This is a genomic window from Rhizobium phaseoli (genome assembly GCF_001664385.1).
GTDB classification, from domain to species: Bacteria; Pseudomonadota; Alphaproteobacteria; order Rhizobiales; family Rhizobiaceae; genus Rhizobium; species Rhizobium phaseoli.
The window spans coordinates 2,220,593-2,237,950 of sequence record NZ_CP013532.1 but is presented as its reverse complement, the minus strand read 5'-3'; the positions used below and the strand labels follow the sequence as shown (position 1 = coordinate 2,237,950).

Here is a 17,358-nt window from a genome sequence, read left to right as displayed (position 1 = left end):
AGTGTGCATGTCTGACAGGGGAACAGTTTTGGTCAGCGACAACAAGGACAAAAGCGCTGCCGTTTCGGTCAAGGATCTCCGCAAATGCTTCGGCCCGCTGGAAGTGCTGAAGGGAATTTCGCTTGAAGCGCATGAGGGGGACGTGATTTCCATCCTCGGCTCATCCGGCTCCGGCAAATCGACGATGCTGAGATGCCTCAATATGCTCGAAATCCCTGACAGCGGGGAAATTCGCATCGGCGGCGAGATGTACGCTCTGAAGAAATCGCGGCACAGAACGGTGCCGGCTGACCGCAGGCAAGTCGACCGGATGCGCGAACACATCGGCATGGTGTTTCAGAATTTCAATCTTTGGTCGCACATGACCATTCTTGAAAATGTGATCGAAGCACCGGTGCACGTGCAGAAGCGCAACCGCGCGGAATGTATCGCGGAGGCCGAAGCTCTGCTCGAACGGGTCGGCATCGCCGAAAAACGAAATTTCTATCCGGCGCATTTGTCTGGCGGGCAGCAGCAACGGGCTGCGATTGCCCGCGCTCTCGCGCAGCGGCCGAGGGTCATGCTGTTTGACGAACCGACCTCGGCGCTGGATCCCGAACTCGTCGGCGAAGTGCTGAAAGTGATGCGCTCGCTCGCTGAGGAAGGTCGAACCATGCTTGTTGTCACCCATGAAATGGCCTTCGCGCGAGACGTGTCGAGCAAAGTGATTTTTCTTCACCGGGGCGTCGTCGAAGAGACAGGGGAGCCCACCGAGCTTTTCACGCATCCGAAATCGGAACGGTTCCGCCAGTTTCTGGCAGGGACGAGGTGACGTCGTTTGACCTCCGACGCGGATCTCAAGAAACTCAGGCGTTCAACGGCGATCGTTGTTCTGCCGCCTGTTTGACGCTTGCGGGCACGGGGCAACAGGTTCATGCTGCTCTTCTGTTGAGGCCCGTTGGTTGCGGCTGACATAGCCGTCGGATACCGGGTTCGTGAGATGCCAGCGATGGACTGCGCCGGCTGCGGTTTCGATATTCAGAGCGGTTTTGCTTTCTGTCCGCGATGCGGCGCAAGGCAGCCTCTCTCTTGCGCCGCCTGCGGTTATGCGTGCCAGCCCGATTTTGCCTTCTGCCCCAAATGCGGCGCATCGATTTCAGGCAAAGCCTCGCCTGCGCCGAAGCCGATTATTGAGGTGGTGGCGACGAAATCCGACAGCGATGCCGACCGGCGGCCGGTGACGGTGCTCTTTGCCGATCTCTGCGGCTTCACCACACTGAGCGAGCAGATCGATCCCGAAACCATGCGGGTGCTGCAGAACGAATTGTTCGAAGAGATGACCCGGGCGGTGGAAACCTATGGCGGCTTCGTCGACAAGTTCGTCGGCGACGCCCTTCTGGCGCTGTTCGGCGCGCCGGTTGCCCATGAGGACGATCCGGTACGCGCGCTTGGCGCCGCACTTGATATGATCGACCGAGCCGCCGCGGTCGGCACACGCTGGCAGTCGCGTGCCGGCGTGCCGCTGCGCCTGCACATCGGCATCAACAGCGGCCCCGTCGTTACCGGCGGCTTCGGCGCGGTTGGCGCCAAATCCTATTCGGTGACCGGCGATACGGTGAACACTGCCCAACGGCTGCAATCCATGGCCGGCGAAAACGACATTCTCGTCGGTCCGCTGACTTACCGCCTTACCCGCCATGCCTTTGCCTTCGACAGCCTCGGCGCGCAGACCTTGCGCGGCAAAAGCGGGAACGTTCACGTCCATCGGCTGATCGGGCTGCTGGACGCGCCGCATACAGCGCGCGGACTCGAAAGTTTCGGCCTTCAGGCGCCGATGATCGGACGGGATGCGGAATTGTCGCGGCTGCTCTCCTGCCTTGATCTCGCCTGCGACGGCGCTGCGCAGCTCGTCCGGTTGATCGGCGAAGCGGGCATCGGGAAATCGCGTCTGGCCACCGAATTCGTCGGGCTCGCCGCCAATGCGACCCGTTTCCCTGGCCTTGCCATCCGCAAAGCCACCTGCTCTCCCCTTGGCGAACAATCCTACGGCACCCTCGCCGCGGTCGTGCGCAGCGCCTACGGGATCGGCGAGCGCGACGATCGCGACAGGACCCGACAGCTGTTGACGACAGGGTTTCGCGCGCTCGATCTGACGCAGGACGATGTCGATGGGCTCCTGCCGCTTTTTCTGCATGTGCTCGGCCTCGGCGATCCCGATGGCGCGTTGCGGCACATCGAGCCGGAGCAGTTGCGGCGGCAGATCTTCTACGCGATCCGCACCGTCTTCGAGCGGCGGCTGGCGCAAGGCCCTCTCCTGCTGGTCATCGAGGATCTGCATTGGGCGGATGCGGCTTCGCTGGAAGTGCTTCGCTTCATGATGGACCGGCTGGAGCGCAGCCGGCTGATGCTGCTTGTGATCTACCGGCCGACGCAGCAGACCGACCCGCTGAACTCCAATCGCGTCAACGTCACCGTGCAGCGTCTTGGCCCGCTCTTTGCCGCCGATGGGCAGAGGCTGCTTGCCGCCTTTTTTGGCGAGGCGCATGGCAAGCTGCCGGTCGCAATGCGCAAACGCATTCTCGACCGCGCCGGTGGCAATCCGCTGTTCATCGAAGAAATCCTGCGTGGACTGATCGACATGGGCACGTTGCATCATGACGGTCAGCGCTGGCATGTTGCGGCGGACGACACGGATGTCGCCATCCCGGTGAACCTGCAAGCCTTGTTGCTTGCCCGCGTCGATCGTCTGCCGCAGGAGATGAGGCGGTTGGCGCAGGAGGCGGCGGTGGTCGGCCCGAAATTTGATACCGCCCTGCTCCGCGCCGTCGCCACCGATCCGGCCGCCATCGATGCCGCACTGGACTATCTCTGCGATGCCAATATCATCGAAGAATTGCGCGGCCCCGATGCCGGCGGGTCGCCGGGCTATCGCTTCAGCCAGACGCTGATGCACGACGTCATCTACCAGAATCTGCTGCTGCAACGGCGCATGGAACTCCATGGCAGGATCGGCCGGGTCCTAGAGCGCCAATATGGCCTGGCGCCCGAGCGTGCCGAGCATCTGGCGCAACTCGGCCATCACTTCAGCCTGACGACCGACAAAGCCAGGGGCGCCGCCTACCTGATGGCGGCGGGCGATCAGGCGCGCAAGGCCTATGCCAATGACGATGCAATGCGCCTCTATCGTCAAGCGCTCGCGGCCTTCGCTGACGAGCCGGAGGTGACGCCGGAGCAATTGGCGCTGCTGGAGCGCCTTGCCGATCTCTGCGGCCCTGCCGGCCGCCGCGACGATGCCTTGACCCACTATCAGCAAGCGCTGGCGATCCACCGCGCCAACGACGACCGGATCGCCGCAGCAAGGATACTGCGAAAGATCGGCCGTCTGCATCTCGATGCGGGGCGCCGCGACCAGGCGGAGACGCATTGTGCCGCGGCGGAAGCTTTGATCGCGACGATCGATGCACCGGTCGAACATGCCCATCTCTTGCAGGAGCGCGGCCATCTGGCCTTCCGCATGGGTGATCAGGGCGCCGCCGCGGAATGGGCGACACAGGCGCTGCAATGCCTGCAAACGCTGCCGATCGACGGGACGACCGAGGCCGGCCGCGAGGCAGCCCGGGCGATGGCGGAGGCGTTGAACACCAAGGGTGCAGCGCTCGCGCGGCTCGGACGCCGGCGCGATGCCGTGCAGGAAGTCGAGCGCAGCCTCTCGGTGGCTGAAAAAGCCGATCTGCAGAGTGCCGCCTGCCGCGCCTATTCCAATCTCGGCGTTCTCTACACAATCGTCGACCCGGCCAACGCCATCACGGTCTGCCGCCGTGGACTGGAGGTCGCAACCCGTATCGGCGACCTCGGCTTCCAGGCGCGTCTTCTCGCCAACCTCGCAGTGTCCTGCTGCACCTTCACCGATCGCTGTGCGGCCGAAGGCGTGCCAGCGGCGGAAAAGGCAGTCGAGATCGACCGGGCGCTCGATCAGCGCGATCATCTGTCCGTGCCGCTAATCGTGCTCGGCCAGATTCATCAATGCCATGGGCAACCGAAGCTAGCTCGTAAGTATTACGAAGAAGCTCTTGAGGTTGCTCAGGAAATTGACGAGCCGCAACTGCTCTTTCCGTGTTATGATGGCCTGGCGACGCTGAGCCTCGAACATGACGAAATGGACGAAGCGGAACGGTATTTCACGCTGGCGCAGGATGTGTGCGTCCGCCACAACCTCGACCCAGGCACCCTCGTCGTCTTGCCGTTTCTCGACTGAACAATTCGCGTCGCAATGATCGCGCAATATCGAATAGATCAAGCGATTCAAACGCATAAAGGGAGGACCCAACAATGCAGGAGAACCACGCCGATAGACCGTTACAGCCTGGAGATCGCGCGCCCAACGTAGTGCTGGATGCGATCACTCGCCAAGGCAAGATCGCCATCGACGACTTTCGCGGCCAGAAGCCGCTGCTCGTGGGCCTGTTCCGCGGACTGCATTGCCCCTTCTGCCGCAGGCAGATCGCCGCGATGGCCGAACTGACCGAAGCATTGCAGGAGAAGGGCATCGACAGCCTGACCGTCGTCAATACCCCGATCGAGCGAGCGCGCCTTTATTTCCGCTACCACCCGCTTCCCAACCTGCTGGCGGCCTCCGACCCCGAACGGGTATCACATCGCGCCTTCGGCCTGCCGAGCCTTCAATTCACCGAGACCGAAAACGAATGGCCGCACACGGTCAGCATGGACAAGGTGATGTCGATGCGCGTCGACATGCCGGGTGAACTTCCCGAACCGATGAACCCTATCGCAGCGATGGATTTTCTCGACAAGGCTGACGGTTACGAAGTCACCGCGGATGACAAGAGGATGATCGCCACCGGTGAAGGCCAGCTTGTCGGGGAATTCCTGCTCGATCGTGACGGTGTCGTGCGCTGGTGCTTCACGGAAGTCGAAGAGGCCGGCCGCCATCTGTTCGGCGTTCCCGCGCCTCGGGAAGTGATGTCGGCAGCGGCGAATATGGCGGTCTGAAGCGGCGGCCATAATCAGCTGATCCGGAACGCGAAGCCAGCCGGGCACATCCACTCCTGCCGGCTGGTGATGACCGCTTCGCCGACCGCGATGGTCGGCGGCGGCCATTCTATCCACCAGACCGCGCCGAGAATTCGAGGGCGGCGGTGCCGCTGTCGAACATGGGAACGATTGTCGAGCAGGCGGGGCGGATTATTCCGGAAGACCGGCCTTGCGGTAGCCCTCCACGAAATGTTCAAGCGTGCGAGCGTCGCGGAATGGTTCGGTCGCCGCCCAGTGGCGGATGGAAAAGCCGGGGTTGGCGACAAGGAAGAGTTCGGTCTCCGCCTGCGCCTCGTCGAGCCGACCGAGCTGGGCAAGGCTTGCGGCCAGGAAACGGCGCGAGCTTGTGCGATAGGTCTCGTCGCGACGCAACGTCTCGACGGCGGCCGCATATTGCCCCGCCGCATATTGCGCCTGGCCGAGCGTTAAATAATACCAGCTTGCCGGAAAGGGATTCAGCCGGAATGCCTTGCGAATGTGCTCGAGCCCCACCTCGATCCGTCCGGCGAGCACCGTAATGTCGGATAGAGCCGCGAAAGTGTCGGCTTCGTTCGGGTCGAGTTCGATCGCCGTGGTGAACTCCGCCTCCGCCGCGGCGAAATCGCGCTCGTAAGCAAGCAGGTAGGCCAGGACCCAGCGACAGCCGGCATCGTTGGGGTCGATCGCAACAGCCTTGTGCGCCAGCTGCAAGGCGACGCTGCGGCTCGGACCTGTCGGCCCGCCGCTATGGACCCATCCCATCCAATGGTTCATGGCCAGCCAGCGATAGGCCTCGGCGTAATCGGGGTCGAGGGTGACTGCGCGCGTCAGCATCAGATGCGCTTCCTGAGCCGCCTGCGGGGAATCGTCCATCAGTTTGCGCGCTCGCACGCAGAGATCGTGGGCCTCGAGATTTTTAGGCCGATGGCGCGGCGCCGGCGCCCGCAGCCGGCCGAGCAGCGCCTCCACGATCCTCGCGGTCACCTCGTCCTGAACGACGAAAATATCGTCCAGGCTACGATCGAAGCGTTCCGCCCACAGATGATCACCGCTGACGGCGTCGACCAGCTTGGCGTTGACGCGCACACGTCCCGCGGCGCGTCTCGCACTGCCTTCCAGCAGGTAGCGCACGCCGAGTTCGTCGGCGACCTCGCGCATATCGATCGCCCTGCCATTATAGGCGAAGGCCGAGTTGCGGGCGATGACGAACAGGCCGGGCATCCTGGAGAGGTCGGTGATCAGGTCTTCGGTCAACCCGTCGGCAAAAGATTCCTGTTCGGGATCGTTGCTAATATTCAGGAAGGGCAGTACGGCGATCGACGGCTTGTCCGGCAGCGGCAAGACCTTTCGCTTCACGCCGCCGAGCCGATGCATCGCCCCGGTGAAGCGGTAGCCGATGCGCGGAACCGTAGCAATCCATTCGCCGCCGGCGGCTGCCGGGCCGAGCAGCTTGCGCAGTTGCGCGATCTGTACGGTGAGATTGCCTTCCTCGACCGCCAAGCCCGGCCACGCAGCGTCCATCAGTTCAGACTTGGCAAGGATTTCGCCCGGCCGCCCGACAAGCGCTGCAAGCAGCTTCAGCCCCCGCTGACCAATGGCAACGGCAGCGTCGTTCCGAAGGAGCGTTCCCGCCTCCGGATCAAGCACGAACGGACCAAAGGCAAAGCGCGCTTCCTGCATGGAGCAGATCTATAGTCCGTTTGGAAGTTTTTGAGAACTTTTTGGCGCGGCTTAATTACGCCGCTTCCGCTATTCCGCAGAGTTCCAGCCTCTATCGGGTCAAGGGTTCGCCTACAGCAACCGACGAGGACATCTGCATGACCGCGGCAAACACGACGTCACCACACGAAGATCGAATCCCATGGGCCGCAATGGCGGCAATCATCGCGACCGTCACCGTGTTTGCCGTGGCGCAGGGACTGACCTACCCGCTCCTGAGCTTCATCCTGGAGCGCCAGGGAATAACATCTGGGATGATCGGCCTCTCGGCCGCGATGACGCCGCTGGGTTTCATCCTTTCGGCGCCTGTCATTCCAGCGCATTCGCGGCGTGTGGGCGCAGCACGGCTCGCGATCCTCTGTTCGATCCTGGCTGCCCTTACCCTGACGGTGATTGCCTGGCGCCAACAGGTCTGGGCCTGGATGCCGCTGCGCTTCCTGCTTGGCTTCTTTGCCAATCCGCTCTACGTGGTCAGCGAAACCTGGCTGATCTCGATCACGCCGGCACCGCGCCGCGGCCGCATCATGGGCCTCTATTCGTCGATCGTCTCTGGTGGCTTCGCGGTCGGCCCGCTATCGCTCGGCCTTGCCGGCACGGAAGGTTGGCCGCCTTTCATGATCGGCGTCACGGCCTTCCTGGTCTGCGGCCTGATCGTGCTTGCCGTTGCCCGACGTCTGCCCGAGATGCCCGGCGAAGGCCAGGCGATCTCGGTCGGCGGCTTCTTCGCGCTGGCCCCGCTCCTGCTGTTTACCATTTTCACCGCCGCTGCCTTCGAGCAGATCCTGCTTTCGCTGTTTGCGGTCTATGGGGCATCACTTGGCAGCGCCGAGGGACGCATCGCTTCGCTCATCACCTGTTTCGTCGCCGGCAATGCCGTTCTGCAGGTCCTGCTTGGGCGGGCGGCCGAATGGTTCGGCGCGGCGCGGATCATGTCGTACTGCGTCCTGGCATGCCTCACCGGCTGCCTGCTGCTGGCACCAACCTTCACCACCTGGCTGATCTGGCCGCTCGTTTTCGTCTGGGGCGGGGTCTCGTTCGGGCTCTACACCATGTCGCTGATCCAGCTCGGCGAGCGCTTTACCGGCCAGACGCTGATTGCCGGCAATGCGGCCTTCGCCTTCGCATGGGGCGTCGGCGGCATGGCAGGCTCGCCCGCGGCCGGACTGGCGATGCAGTTGGTCGGCCACCACGGGCTGCCATTATCGCTCGGCCTGCTCAGCGGCGTGCTGGCGATGTTTCTCACGGCTGCGAAAATGCGGGACTAAATTGCGGCGAGCGCCCCTTTCCCCGCAAAGGACGCCGCTACACTGTAAATCGGCCCACCATTTAGCGCACCGCCGCCGGCAGTACTTCGAATTTCCAGAATTTTTCCGGGCTGAAATAAGTCGTGGCAAATTCGCGGATATTTGAGGGCGTAACCTCGTCGTAGCCGCTGAGATTGCCGCGTATGCGGTCCAAACGACGCGGATCCGTCTGGGCGCCGCGCAGATATTCAATCCAGTATTCGTTGCCCTGCCGCTGATGCTTCAGTGTCTCGATGATCGGTTCGCGCGCGCGTGCGAGTTCGTCGGCGGAGACATCATGCGACCTGAGATCATTGGCGATCTCTTCGACAAGTGCATAGAAGCGCGCGAGCTTGGCCGGATCCGTCTCGACATAGAAATAGGCGTAGCCATAACCGGGAATTTCCCTCGACAGATTGACGTCGCCGTCCAGCGCGTAGCTTGCCCCTTCTGCAATGCGAAACTGGTCGGTCAGCCTATTCTGGAAAATCTGGGTGACAAGGTTGGCCGTGAAGGAGCGCGGGAGATCGGAGAGTAAATCGCCGATGGGGACCCCGACGACGGCGGCGGCGCTATCTGCCCTTCCGTTATGAGTCTGCAGAACAGGCTTCTCGGTGGCCGCCGGGAAGCGCACGTTACCCCAATCGGTGCTCGGCGCCGCCTCCGGGCGTGGCGGCAAAGCGCCGAATGTTTCAGCTGTCATCCGGATGGCGTCGTCCACTGTTACGTCGCCGACAATGGTGACATTGATCGCGCCATTCGACACCACAGGCCGGAACAGCGCCTCGAAATCGTCCGGCCTGGCGGCGGACAACTGGGCGCGATCGGGAAAGGTCCAACGCGGATCACCGGAGTGGACGAGACCTCCGAGGTTGCGGCTGACAACGCCGCCAGGGGTCGCCTCATACTGATCGAGGCCGCTCAAATAGGCCTGCTGAACCCGCTTGAACGCCTCCGGGCGGTATGCCGGATCGGAGGTATATGCCGTCATGAGTTGCAATTGCGTCGCAAGATCCTCAGTCCACGTACGACCATCGAACTTCAAGGAACTGTCGCCAACCGAGACGTCGAGGCCGACGATGTTGGCGGTCAGCGCTTTCTGCATATCCTGGTAGTCCATGGCTTTCACGCCGGACAGCGCGACGGCCGGCGATGCCCAGATGGGGAGGGAACGGTCATGCGGCATGTCCAGCCGGCCGCGGCCGATATCCTCGCGCACCAGCACTTCGTTGGCGCGCAGCTTGGTTGGCTTGACGGTGAGCCTTACGCCGTTGGAAAAGCGCACCATGGTCAGGCCGAGATCATCGACGGCGCGGCGTTCGACCACAGCGCCCGCCGCGCCGAAATGGGTGTAGGGCCAGGCGACATCGGTTGCACTGGGCGGCGCCGAAACGGCAACGGCGTTGGAAGCGTGATAGACTTGGCCGAGCGCATCGGCTCCGCCCTGCGGCGATTGGGCGGTCTGGAGCACGATCTGCGGACCATTGCCGGAGAATGCACGCTGCAGGGCCTGATTGACCTCGGCCGCGGTAACGCCGTTCGTGATCGTCTCGAAGAGCGACAGGTCGTCGGCAGGCGAGGTGAAGACCTGATCGTCGTCGACGCTGCTGGCCAGCGCGGAAGCAAGGTCGGTGGTGGTGCGCGTCGCGGCTCCGGCGGCAGCAGCCTTCAGGGCCGAGCGATATTCGAGGATTTCGCGGTCGATCTCAGCCTGAGCAACGCCGAACTGTTGAATACGACGCTGTTCCTGGTCAATGGCCCCAAGTGCCGCCTGCCATTTGTCCGGTTCGGAATTCGCCGTGACCAGGACGACATGAGCGGAATCGAGGAGATCCTGGGAGCCGACGCCCGCGCTGATGAAAGGCGCGTCCGCCTTGCTGGCGATGGTGCTGACCCGGCGTTTGAGCACCATCAGACCGAGATCTTCGATAAGCTGGGTGCGGCGCTTGGCCAAGGTGTCGGGCGCGGCGTCATAAGGACGCGTCCAGGCGATCTGGACGCTGGTCATGCCGCCGGGAACGACGACGACGTCCGCGCTTTCGCCCTTCGTCTGCAGCACGCCAGTATCCCGATTTGCAGGCACCGGTCCTGTGGCCTTCCAGTCGCCGAAGCGCTGCCGGATTTCAATCTCCATGGCAGCCGGGTCGATATCGCCCACCACGATCAGCGTCGCCCGATCGGGCCGATAATTGGCCCGGTAGTAATCGCGGACGAGGTCTACAGGCGCCTTGCTGATTATATCGGCTTTCCCGATCGGCGGGCGCATCGTCACGCGCCGGCCGGCGAGCAACGAATTCATGATTGCCAGCCCCGCGCGGTACTGCGGCGTATCGCGCAGCCGCTCTTCCGACAGGATGACGCCGCGCTCGCGATCGAGGGCCCCGGCATCGAGTGTCAGCTCGGTCGCCGTCTCTCGCATCAGCATCAGGCCCGTCGAAATGGTGTCTGGATCGACTTCGGGAAGGTCGAGCGCATAGACAGTCTCGTCATAGGAGGTATGAGCGTTGGTGTCCGGTCCGAAGGCCAGGCCCTTGCGCTGCAGGATACGGATCATCTCCCCTTCGGCGACATGCGTCGAACCCTTGAAGGCCATGTGCTCGAGAACATGCGCCAGGCCCTGCTGGTTGTCGTTTTCCTCGAGTGAGCCGGAGCCGATGCGAAAGCGGATCGCGGCCTGTCCTGATGGCGTGGCGTTGCGCATGATCGCAAAGCGCATGCCATTGGCCAGCACGCCGAAATGAACATTGGAATCGGCGTGAATGTCGCTCTGCGTTTGTGGCCAGGCGGTGGTCGGCGTGTCGGCATAGGCCGGCGTTGCGAAAATTGCGACAAGGGAGACCGTCGCGACAAACCACCGGGCGGCGGCGCATTCCATATGTTTGGGAGACATTCTTATCCGGGTGATGAGCATGAAGCGGGGAAGTGGCGTTGATGCGACCATTCCACAAGCTGCATATCGCTTCAACTTCCATGTGTGGATAATTCTGGTCAGAAGTCGCGAGAGCTCCACAGAAATATTAAAATTAATGTTTAAGATATTGATATATAACTCTTAAAACCGTGGCTATGATGAATTCCCTACATCCCGACAATTGTCAGATCACTGTCATCGAGCCCGACTAAAGGATTGCGCTTCGACGCTGTCACCAGGAGGGCGCATTCGATGGCGACATTGCAGCAAGTCGCATTCCGGGCAGGATGTTCGCTGGCGACCGCAAGCCGGGTCCTCAATCGCAACGGACCGGCCAGCGATCTGATGGTGCGCAAGGTGCGCCGTGCGGCCGCCGAACTTGGTTATCGCCCGGCCGGCCATACTGTCGGGCGGCTCGGGCGCCGACCGGTAGTCGGCGTCTTGATCCCCAGCATCACCAACCCTGTCTTTGCCTCGTCGCTGTCGAGCATCCAGAACCGCATGCTGGTGGCCGGCCATGGCGTGTTGATCGCCCAGTCGAATTACGACCCGGCGCGCGAGGCCGATGCTGTGGCCGCACTGCTGAACGACCGACCGACCGGGCTGATCCTCACCGTCTGCGACCCGTCGACGAGCGAGGCACTGCTCCCCAAGCTGCCGCCGACTGTGTTGCTCAACAACCTGCCGACGCCTCAGTTTCCGGCGGCCGTCACCGCCGATAATCGCGGCGCCGGCCGCGAGATCACGACCTTCCTGATCGGCATGGGCCACCGCCGCATTCTCTTCCTCTCCGGTAATTTCGCCGCCTCCGATCGCGCTCGTCTTCGCTACCAGGGCTACCTCGACGCTATGGCCGAGAACGGCCTGACACCGCTTGACGCTATCCAGATCTCCTTCGTCGGCGACTATGACCAGCTCGATCTCAGTGAGGCGATGACCTTGCTATCGCCGACGGCGATCATCGCCTCCAACGATCTTCTGGCGCTCGGCGTCATCGGCGCGCTGAAGCGCGAGCGGCTATCGGTGCCGGGGGACGTGTCGGTTGCCGGCTTCGACGGCATCGCCATCGGCCGCCTGATTGATCCGCCGCTGACAACCATCGAAATGCCGGATGCCAGCATGGGCGCGACGGCCGCCTCGCTGCTGCTCGACATGGCGGAGAATGCCGCCCCTGCCCGCCATCTCGATGTCGCCTACACGCTGCGGCGCGGCGGCACAGTGCGTGCCATCTAAACCACCCGGAATAAAAGGCCGCCGCGCGCTCGGCGTGGCGGCCCTTCTTCTGACGCGGAAAGCGATCAGCTGCGCGGCAGCATGCCTTCGACATCGGCGGCTGCATCGTCGAGCGCCTCCTTCGGCTCGGCCGACTGGTCGACGATGCGCGAGAGGTTGTCGACGATCGTCTGGGTGACCTTGACGCCGTTCGAGCCGGGGAAGGCATACCAGGGGATCATGACCGGCATCTGGCTGAGACCCGCCTGGAACAGCGGATTCTGCTTGTAGAAATCGCCAAGATAGTCTGCCGACTTGGCGGCAAGCTCGTTGTTCGGGACATAGCCGGTGCCGGGCACGACGACCGAGGCGCCATAAGGGCCGGCGGCGAATTTGGCGAATTTCCAGGCGGCGTCCTGCTTGGCGGCGTCATGGGTCAGGATGACGACGGCGTTGCCGCCTGTGGGAAGACGGCCATTGACCGGATCGATCAGCGGGATCTTGGCGGTGCGCAGATCGAACTTGTCGCCGACATTCTTGATCGTGTTGCGCAGTGCGCCTGTCGTCTGGAACTCGAAACCGACCTTGCCGGCTGCAAAGGCCTGCTCGCCGGCGGGCTTGGTGAAGACGGGCATGCCGCCTTCGGTGACCAGGCGATGCAGGACCTCGACGGCCTTCTGGCCTTCCGGACCGTTGAAGGCGACCTTGCTTTCGTCGTCGCTCAGCATCTTGCCGCCGGCGCCGAAGAGCAGAGCCGAAAACATCCAGTCGTCGCCTTGCCAGCGGAAATCGATGCCGTCGACGCCGTTGCCGAGCGCCTTGATCTTGCCGCCGAGCGCAATGACCTCATCCCAGGTCTTCGGCGGATTGTCGGGGTTACCGCCGGCAGCCTTCACCAGGTCGGCGTTGTAATACATGATCGGATTGGAGGTGGCGAAAGCGAGGCCGACCTGCTTGCCCTTGACCTGGGCGAGCTTGAGGATCGTGTCGGAGAAGCCCTGCTCGGCCATGTTGCCGTCTTTCTTGACGAGCGGGCCGAGGTCGACGGCGACATCGCGTTCGTCGAGCATGCGCAAGCGGTTCAGGCCGATGAAGGTGATATCGGGCATTTCGCTGGTGCCGGCCTGGCGGAGGATCGTCTGGATGCCTTCTTCATAGGTCGCCGAGGGGCTGGCGAACTGGATCTTGATATCGGGGTTCTCAGCCATGAACTTCTTCGAGATCGTGTCCATCACGTCCTTGAAGAAGCCCGGCATCGGGTAATGGACCGTCAGCGTGGTCTCGGCATGCGCGGGAAGCGCGATTGCCATCGATACGGCCGCTGCGGCGAGAAGCTGGGTGATATGTTTCATCGCTCGTTCTCCTGGTGAAGCCGGTCAGCCTTTGAGACCGGTCATGGTGATGCCCTCGACGAAACGCTTCTGCGCAAGCAGGAAGGCGGCGACGAGGGGAAGGGTAATGATGAGGGTCGCGGCCATCAGCGCGCCGTAGTCGTCGCCGGCCTCGGCGGCGCGGAAATACATCAGCCCGAGCGGCGGCGTGGCATAGTCCTGCTTGCTGATGACGATCAGCGGCCAATAGAGATCGTTCCAATGGGCGACGACCGAGAAGATGGCGAAGGCGGTAACCGCCGGCCAGGCATTCGGCACGATGACGCGGGCAACGATGCCGAGTTCCGACATGCCGTCGAGACGGGCGGCATGGATGAGATCATCCGGCATGGCGCGGAAGAACTGCAGGAACATGAAGATCGCGAAGACCGAGATGGTAAAAGGCGCGACGAGAGCGGCATAGCTGTTGAGCAGAGCGCCGCGGTCGAAGGCGACATAAAGCGGCAGCGCCGTCGCATGGATCGGCACGAGAAGGCCAAGCATGACAAGCACCATCATGGCGCGGGCGGCGGCGAAGCGCAGCTTCGCCATGGCGTAGGCACAGGGGATGGCCACCAGCACCTGGAAGAAGAAGATCAGTCCGCAGACGACCACGCCGTTCCAGAGGAGCCGCGCCATCGGCACCCGGCTCAAGGCCTTGGCGAAATTCTCGATATAGGCGAGATGCGTGGGGATGAGCGACAGCGACGAGGTGAAAATGTCGCTCTGCGTCTTGCCGGCCGCCGAGATCATGAAGACGTAGGGCGACAGGAAGACGATCGCGCCGAGGGAAAGCAGGCTCAGGCGGATCACCCTGCCGAGGGAAAAAGCGCTTGTCGTCATGTGTAATGCACCCGGCGGTCGAGAATGCGGTACTGCAGGAACATCAGCACCACCAGGATCAGCAGAAACACCACGGTCATCGCCGAGGCATAACCGACGCGCAGATAGACGAAGCCTTCCTGGTAGATGGTAAAGAGCAGCACCTCCGACGCCTTGTTCGGGCCGCCATCCGTCAGCATCTTGACCGTTTCGAAGACCTTGACCGCATTGGTGATGCTGATGGTGATGACGAAGAGCGTCGTCGGCCCGAGCATCGGCCAGGTCACCAGCAGGAAGCGGTCGAGCGAGGATTTTGCGCCGTCCACTTCCGCGGCCGCATAAAGCTCGCGCGGGATTGCCGTCAGTCCGGCCAAGAAGAGCACCATGTTGAAGCCGGCCGATTGCCAGACGCCGATGATCGACAGGCTGTAAAGCACCGTGCCGGAGCTGCCCAGCCAGTTCGGACCGGGCAGACCGACAAGCGTCAGCAGCGCATTGAGCGGGCCGATCGTCGGGTGAAACATATATTGCCAGACGGTCGCCATGGCGACGATCAGCGAGGCGACCGGCAGGAAATAGGCGGTGCGGAAGACGCTGCGGGCCGCGGTCTCGCTCTCGATCAGCAAGGCGATGCCGAGCCCGAGCAGGATCGAGACCGGCGCGACGATTGCCGTATAGACCGTCGTGTTCCATAGCGACTTGCGAAAGGTTCGGTCGGTGATCAGGTGAGCGTAATTCTCGAAGCCGACAAAACGGAACTTGCCGTAGCCCAGTTCGAAATCGGTAAAGCCGAGCACGACGACAGCGGCGACCGGCAACAGCACGAAGAGAAAAAGCAGGACGATCGCCGGCAGCACCAGCATCCAGGCGATGCGGGCCTCGCTGCGGCGATGGGCAAGGGCGGACTGATCAGGGATGGCCATCGAGGCGAGACTAGCCATGCGCCCTCTCCCGCTCGGTAACGGCATCACCAGCAAGCCCGGCATCACCAGCAAGCTCGGCATCGCCGCCGGCGAGCCGGCTGCCGTCCTCGGCAAAGACCAGCGTGCGGCCGGGCGACAATCGGAGCCCCACGGCATCGCCCGCTGCAAGCCCGGAGGCTTCGGACGGCTGTACCTTGGCGATGACGGTCTCGCCGATCGCATCGAGCCGGCAATGGAGGATGACTTCGGAGCCCAGGAATTCGAGGCGTTCGATCCGGGCGGCAAGGCCGTCATGCCGGCTCTTGGCGAGAAAGACGAATTCGGGACGAATGGCGATCGTGACCGGCATCTTGCCTGCGGGTGCATTTTCAAGCGTCAGCCGCAGGCCACCGCAGAGAACGACGCCGCCTTCCGCAAAGGCTGGAAGCAGGTTGATGCGCGGCTGACCGATGAAGCGGGCGACCTCGATATGGGCCGGATCGTCATAGATGACCTGAGGACTTGCGATCTGCAGCAATCGGCCGCCCATCATCACCGCGACGCGGTCGGCCATCGACAGCGCTTCCGCCTGGTCATGGGTGACGTAAAGCGTCGGCACGCCGGCGCGGCGGTGCAGGTCGACGATCTCGCCGCGGGCGTGGACGCGCAGGTTGGCGTCGAGGTTGGACAGCGGCTCATCCATCAGGAAGATGCTCGGCTGGCGAACCATGGCCCGAGCGAGCGCCACGCGCTGGCGCTGGCCGCCCGACATCTGGCCGGGCTTGCGGTCGAGCAGGTGGTCGATCTTCAGCGAGGTCGCCATTTCCTTGACGTCGCGGGCGATCGCCGTCCGCGTGGCGCGCTGGCCTGGAATGAGCGACCCCACGAAAGGCAGCCGCTCCAGTCTCGACAGCCGGCGCATCGCCAGCGGCACGGCGATATTCTGAGATGCCGTCAGATGCGGATAGAGCGCGTAGGACTGAAAGACCATGGCGATGTTGCGCTCGGCTGCCGCCACGCCTGACATATCTCGTCCGCCGATCAGGATCTCACCGCGATCGGCATGGTCGAGGCCGGCAAGGACGCGCAGAAGCGTGCTCTTGCCGCAGCCGGAGGGTCCGACCAGCGCGATGAATTCGCCGGCGCCGACATCGAGGCTGACGCCGTTAAGGATCTGGTTGCCGCCGAAGGCCTTGGTGATACCGCGAAGCGAGAGCGCGCTCATTCGACAGGTTCCCGCTGCTTGACCGCCTGGGGATAGACCTCGAGCACGACATCGTCGAGCACATACGCGGTCATGCCGGGAACGGCGACAATCTCGCTTTCGACCGACGTGTCGAACTCGTGGACGACGGCGCCGATCAGGCGCTCGCCCGGCATCTCGCGCTCCATCTTGTCGATGATGAAGGCAGCCGACGGACCCCAGGTCAGCTGGGTATTGTCGAAACGACCCTGCCAGGCCCAATGAAGGTGGCCGCTGGCAAACAGCGCCACGTCATGGGCTGCGATCAGATCGTAAAGCCGCCGGCGCTGAGCCGGGCGAACGCTCCAGTAGCCGGTATCGCCTTCATCGGGTGCATCGACGAACAGAGGCTTATGCGCGAAGAGAGCCACGCGGCGCCCTGCCCTGTCTTCGAGCGCCTTGGAGAGCCATTCGAACTGGGCCTCTTCCTCGTCATCCTCATGACCGAGAAGCAGCGAATTCAAGCCGATGAAGCGCCAGCCAGCCGCATCCTCGAGCCAGCGGTCGTCACCGGCAAGGCTGCGCCAGCGGGCCAGCCGCTCGGCATTGACGGGCTGGTCGGATCCCTTGAGATGGCCGACATCGTGATTGCCGGGGACGATCAGCATCGGGATCGACACCTGGCGCATCAGATCCATCGAGAAGGTAATATCTTCGTCCTTGTCGGCGCCGTCGACAGTGAGATCACCGGTATGGACGATCAGGTCGGCGCCAGTCGCTTCGATCCAGCTCAGAAGCGGCGCCCAGTTGCCGTTGAAATGCGGCTTGCTGGGGCTGAAATGCGTGTCGGTGATCTGAATGATTTTCATGAGGGCGCGTCTCCGAGACCTGGAAGCGCGTCATGGACGCTCCCTTCTCGGGCCCTCTCTAGAAGGCTCGCATGTCA

General features: G+C 63.0%; 12 protein-coding genes. 5 read left to right on the top strand and 7 right to left on the bottom strand.

What is annotated here, in order from left to right; genetic code table 11:
* Window positions 1-7 precede the first annotated feature (7 nt).
* The 3 genes from AMC88_RS10885 to AMC88_RS10875 all read left to right on the top strand — a co-directional run bounded on the left by AMC88_RS10885 (window position 8) and on the right by AMC88_RS10875 (window position 4,989).
* Window positions 8-811: an ABC transporter ATP-binding protein gene (locus tag AMC88_RS10885; protein ID WP_064825271.1), complete on the top strand. Its 804-nt coding sequence runs from the start codon at window positions 8-10 to the stop codon at window positions 809-811.
* Between the two features lie 177 nt (window positions 812-988).
* Window positions 989-4,234 carry an adenylate/guanylate cyclase domain-containing protein gene (locus AMC88_RS10880; RefSeq protein ID WP_012483821.1) on the top strand — a complete coding sequence of 1,082 codons (3,246 nt, stop codon included), beginning with the start codon at window positions 989-991 and terminating at the stop codon, window positions 4,232-4,234.
* 74 nt (window positions 4,235-4,308) lie between these two features.
* Window positions 4,309-4,989, top strand: coding sequence for a peroxiredoxin-like family protein (locus tag AMC88_RS10875; protein ID WP_004671720.1), 681 nt, complete (start codon window positions 4,309-4,311; stop codon window positions 4,987-4,989).
* 192 nt (window positions 4,990-5,181) lie between these two features.
* Here AMC88_RS10875 and AMC88_RS10870 read toward each other — a convergent pair whose 3' ends face one another.
* Window positions 5,182-6,690 (bottom strand): winged helix-turn-helix domain-containing tetratricopeptide repeat protein, encoded by a 1,509-nt coding sequence (locus AMC88_RS10870; protein ID WP_064825270.1) that lies wholly within the window; start codon window positions 6,688-6,690, stop codon window positions 5,182-5,184.
* Between the two features lie 137 nt (window positions 6,691-6,827).
* On the opposite strand from AMC88_RS10870, the gene AMC88_RS10865 reads away from it, so the two are divergent.
* Entirely contained in the window at window positions 6,828-7,994 is a 1,167-nt protein-coding gene (locus AMC88_RS10865) for an MFS transporter (protein WP_049772073.1), read from the top strand.
* Window positions 7,995-8,055: 61 nt separating this feature from the next.
* Here the strand turns inward: AMC88_RS10865 and AMC88_RS10860 are convergent, their stop codons facing one another.
* Entirely contained in the window at window positions 8,056-10,923 is a 2,868-nt protein-coding gene (locus tag AMC88_RS10860) for a M16 family metallopeptidase (RefSeq protein ID WP_185185222.1), read from the bottom strand.
* A gap of 252 nt (window positions 10,924-11,175) precedes the next feature.
* On the opposite strand from AMC88_RS10860, the gene AMC88_RS10855 reads away from it, so the two are divergent.
* Complete coding sequence (locus AMC88_RS10855; RefSeq protein WP_064825268.1) at window positions 11,176-12,156, top strand: substrate-binding domain-containing protein; 981 nt, start codon at window positions 11,176-11,178, stop codon at window positions 12,154-12,156.
* A gap of 65 nt (window positions 12,157-12,221) precedes the next feature.
* Here AMC88_RS10855 and AMC88_RS10850 read toward each other — a convergent pair whose 3' ends face one another.
* The 5 genes from AMC88_RS10850 to AMC88_RS10830 are packed head-to-tail and all read right to left on the bottom strand — an operon-like array spanning window position 12,222 to window position 17,281.
* Complete coding sequence (locus AMC88_RS10850; RefSeq protein WP_064825267.1) at window positions 12,222-13,487, bottom strand: ABC transporter substrate-binding protein; 1,266 nt, start codon at window positions 13,485-13,487, stop codon at window positions 12,222-12,224.
* A 24-nt stretch (window positions 13,488-13,511) separates the two neighbouring features.
* A complete protein-coding gene (locus tag AMC88_RS10845) occupies window positions 13,512-14,348 on the bottom strand; it encodes a carbohydrate ABC transporter permease (protein WP_064825266.1) in 837 nt (278 codons plus the stop codon).
* Window positions 14,345-15,268, bottom strand: a complete 924-nt coding sequence (locus AMC88_RS10840) for a carbohydrate ABC transporter permease (protein ID WP_064825265.1) — start codon at window positions 15,266-15,268, stop codon at window positions 14,345-14,347. Before AMC88_RS10840 ends, AMC88_RS10845 begins: the two co-directional genes overlap by 4 nt.
* Window positions 15,261-16,454 (bottom strand): ABC transporter ATP-binding protein, encoded by a 1,194-nt coding sequence (locus AMC88_RS10835; RefSeq protein WP_064825264.1) that lies wholly within the window; start codon window positions 16,452-16,454, stop codon window positions 15,261-15,263. Before AMC88_RS10835 ends, AMC88_RS10840 begins: the two co-directional genes overlap by 8 nt.
* A complete protein-coding gene (locus tag AMC88_RS10830) occupies window positions 16,451-17,281 on the bottom strand; it encodes a metallophosphoesterase family protein (protein ID WP_064825263.1) in 831 nt (276 codons plus the stop codon). Before AMC88_RS10830 ends, AMC88_RS10835 begins: the two co-directional genes overlap by 4 nt.
* Window positions 17,282-17,358: the final 77 nt, after the last annotated feature.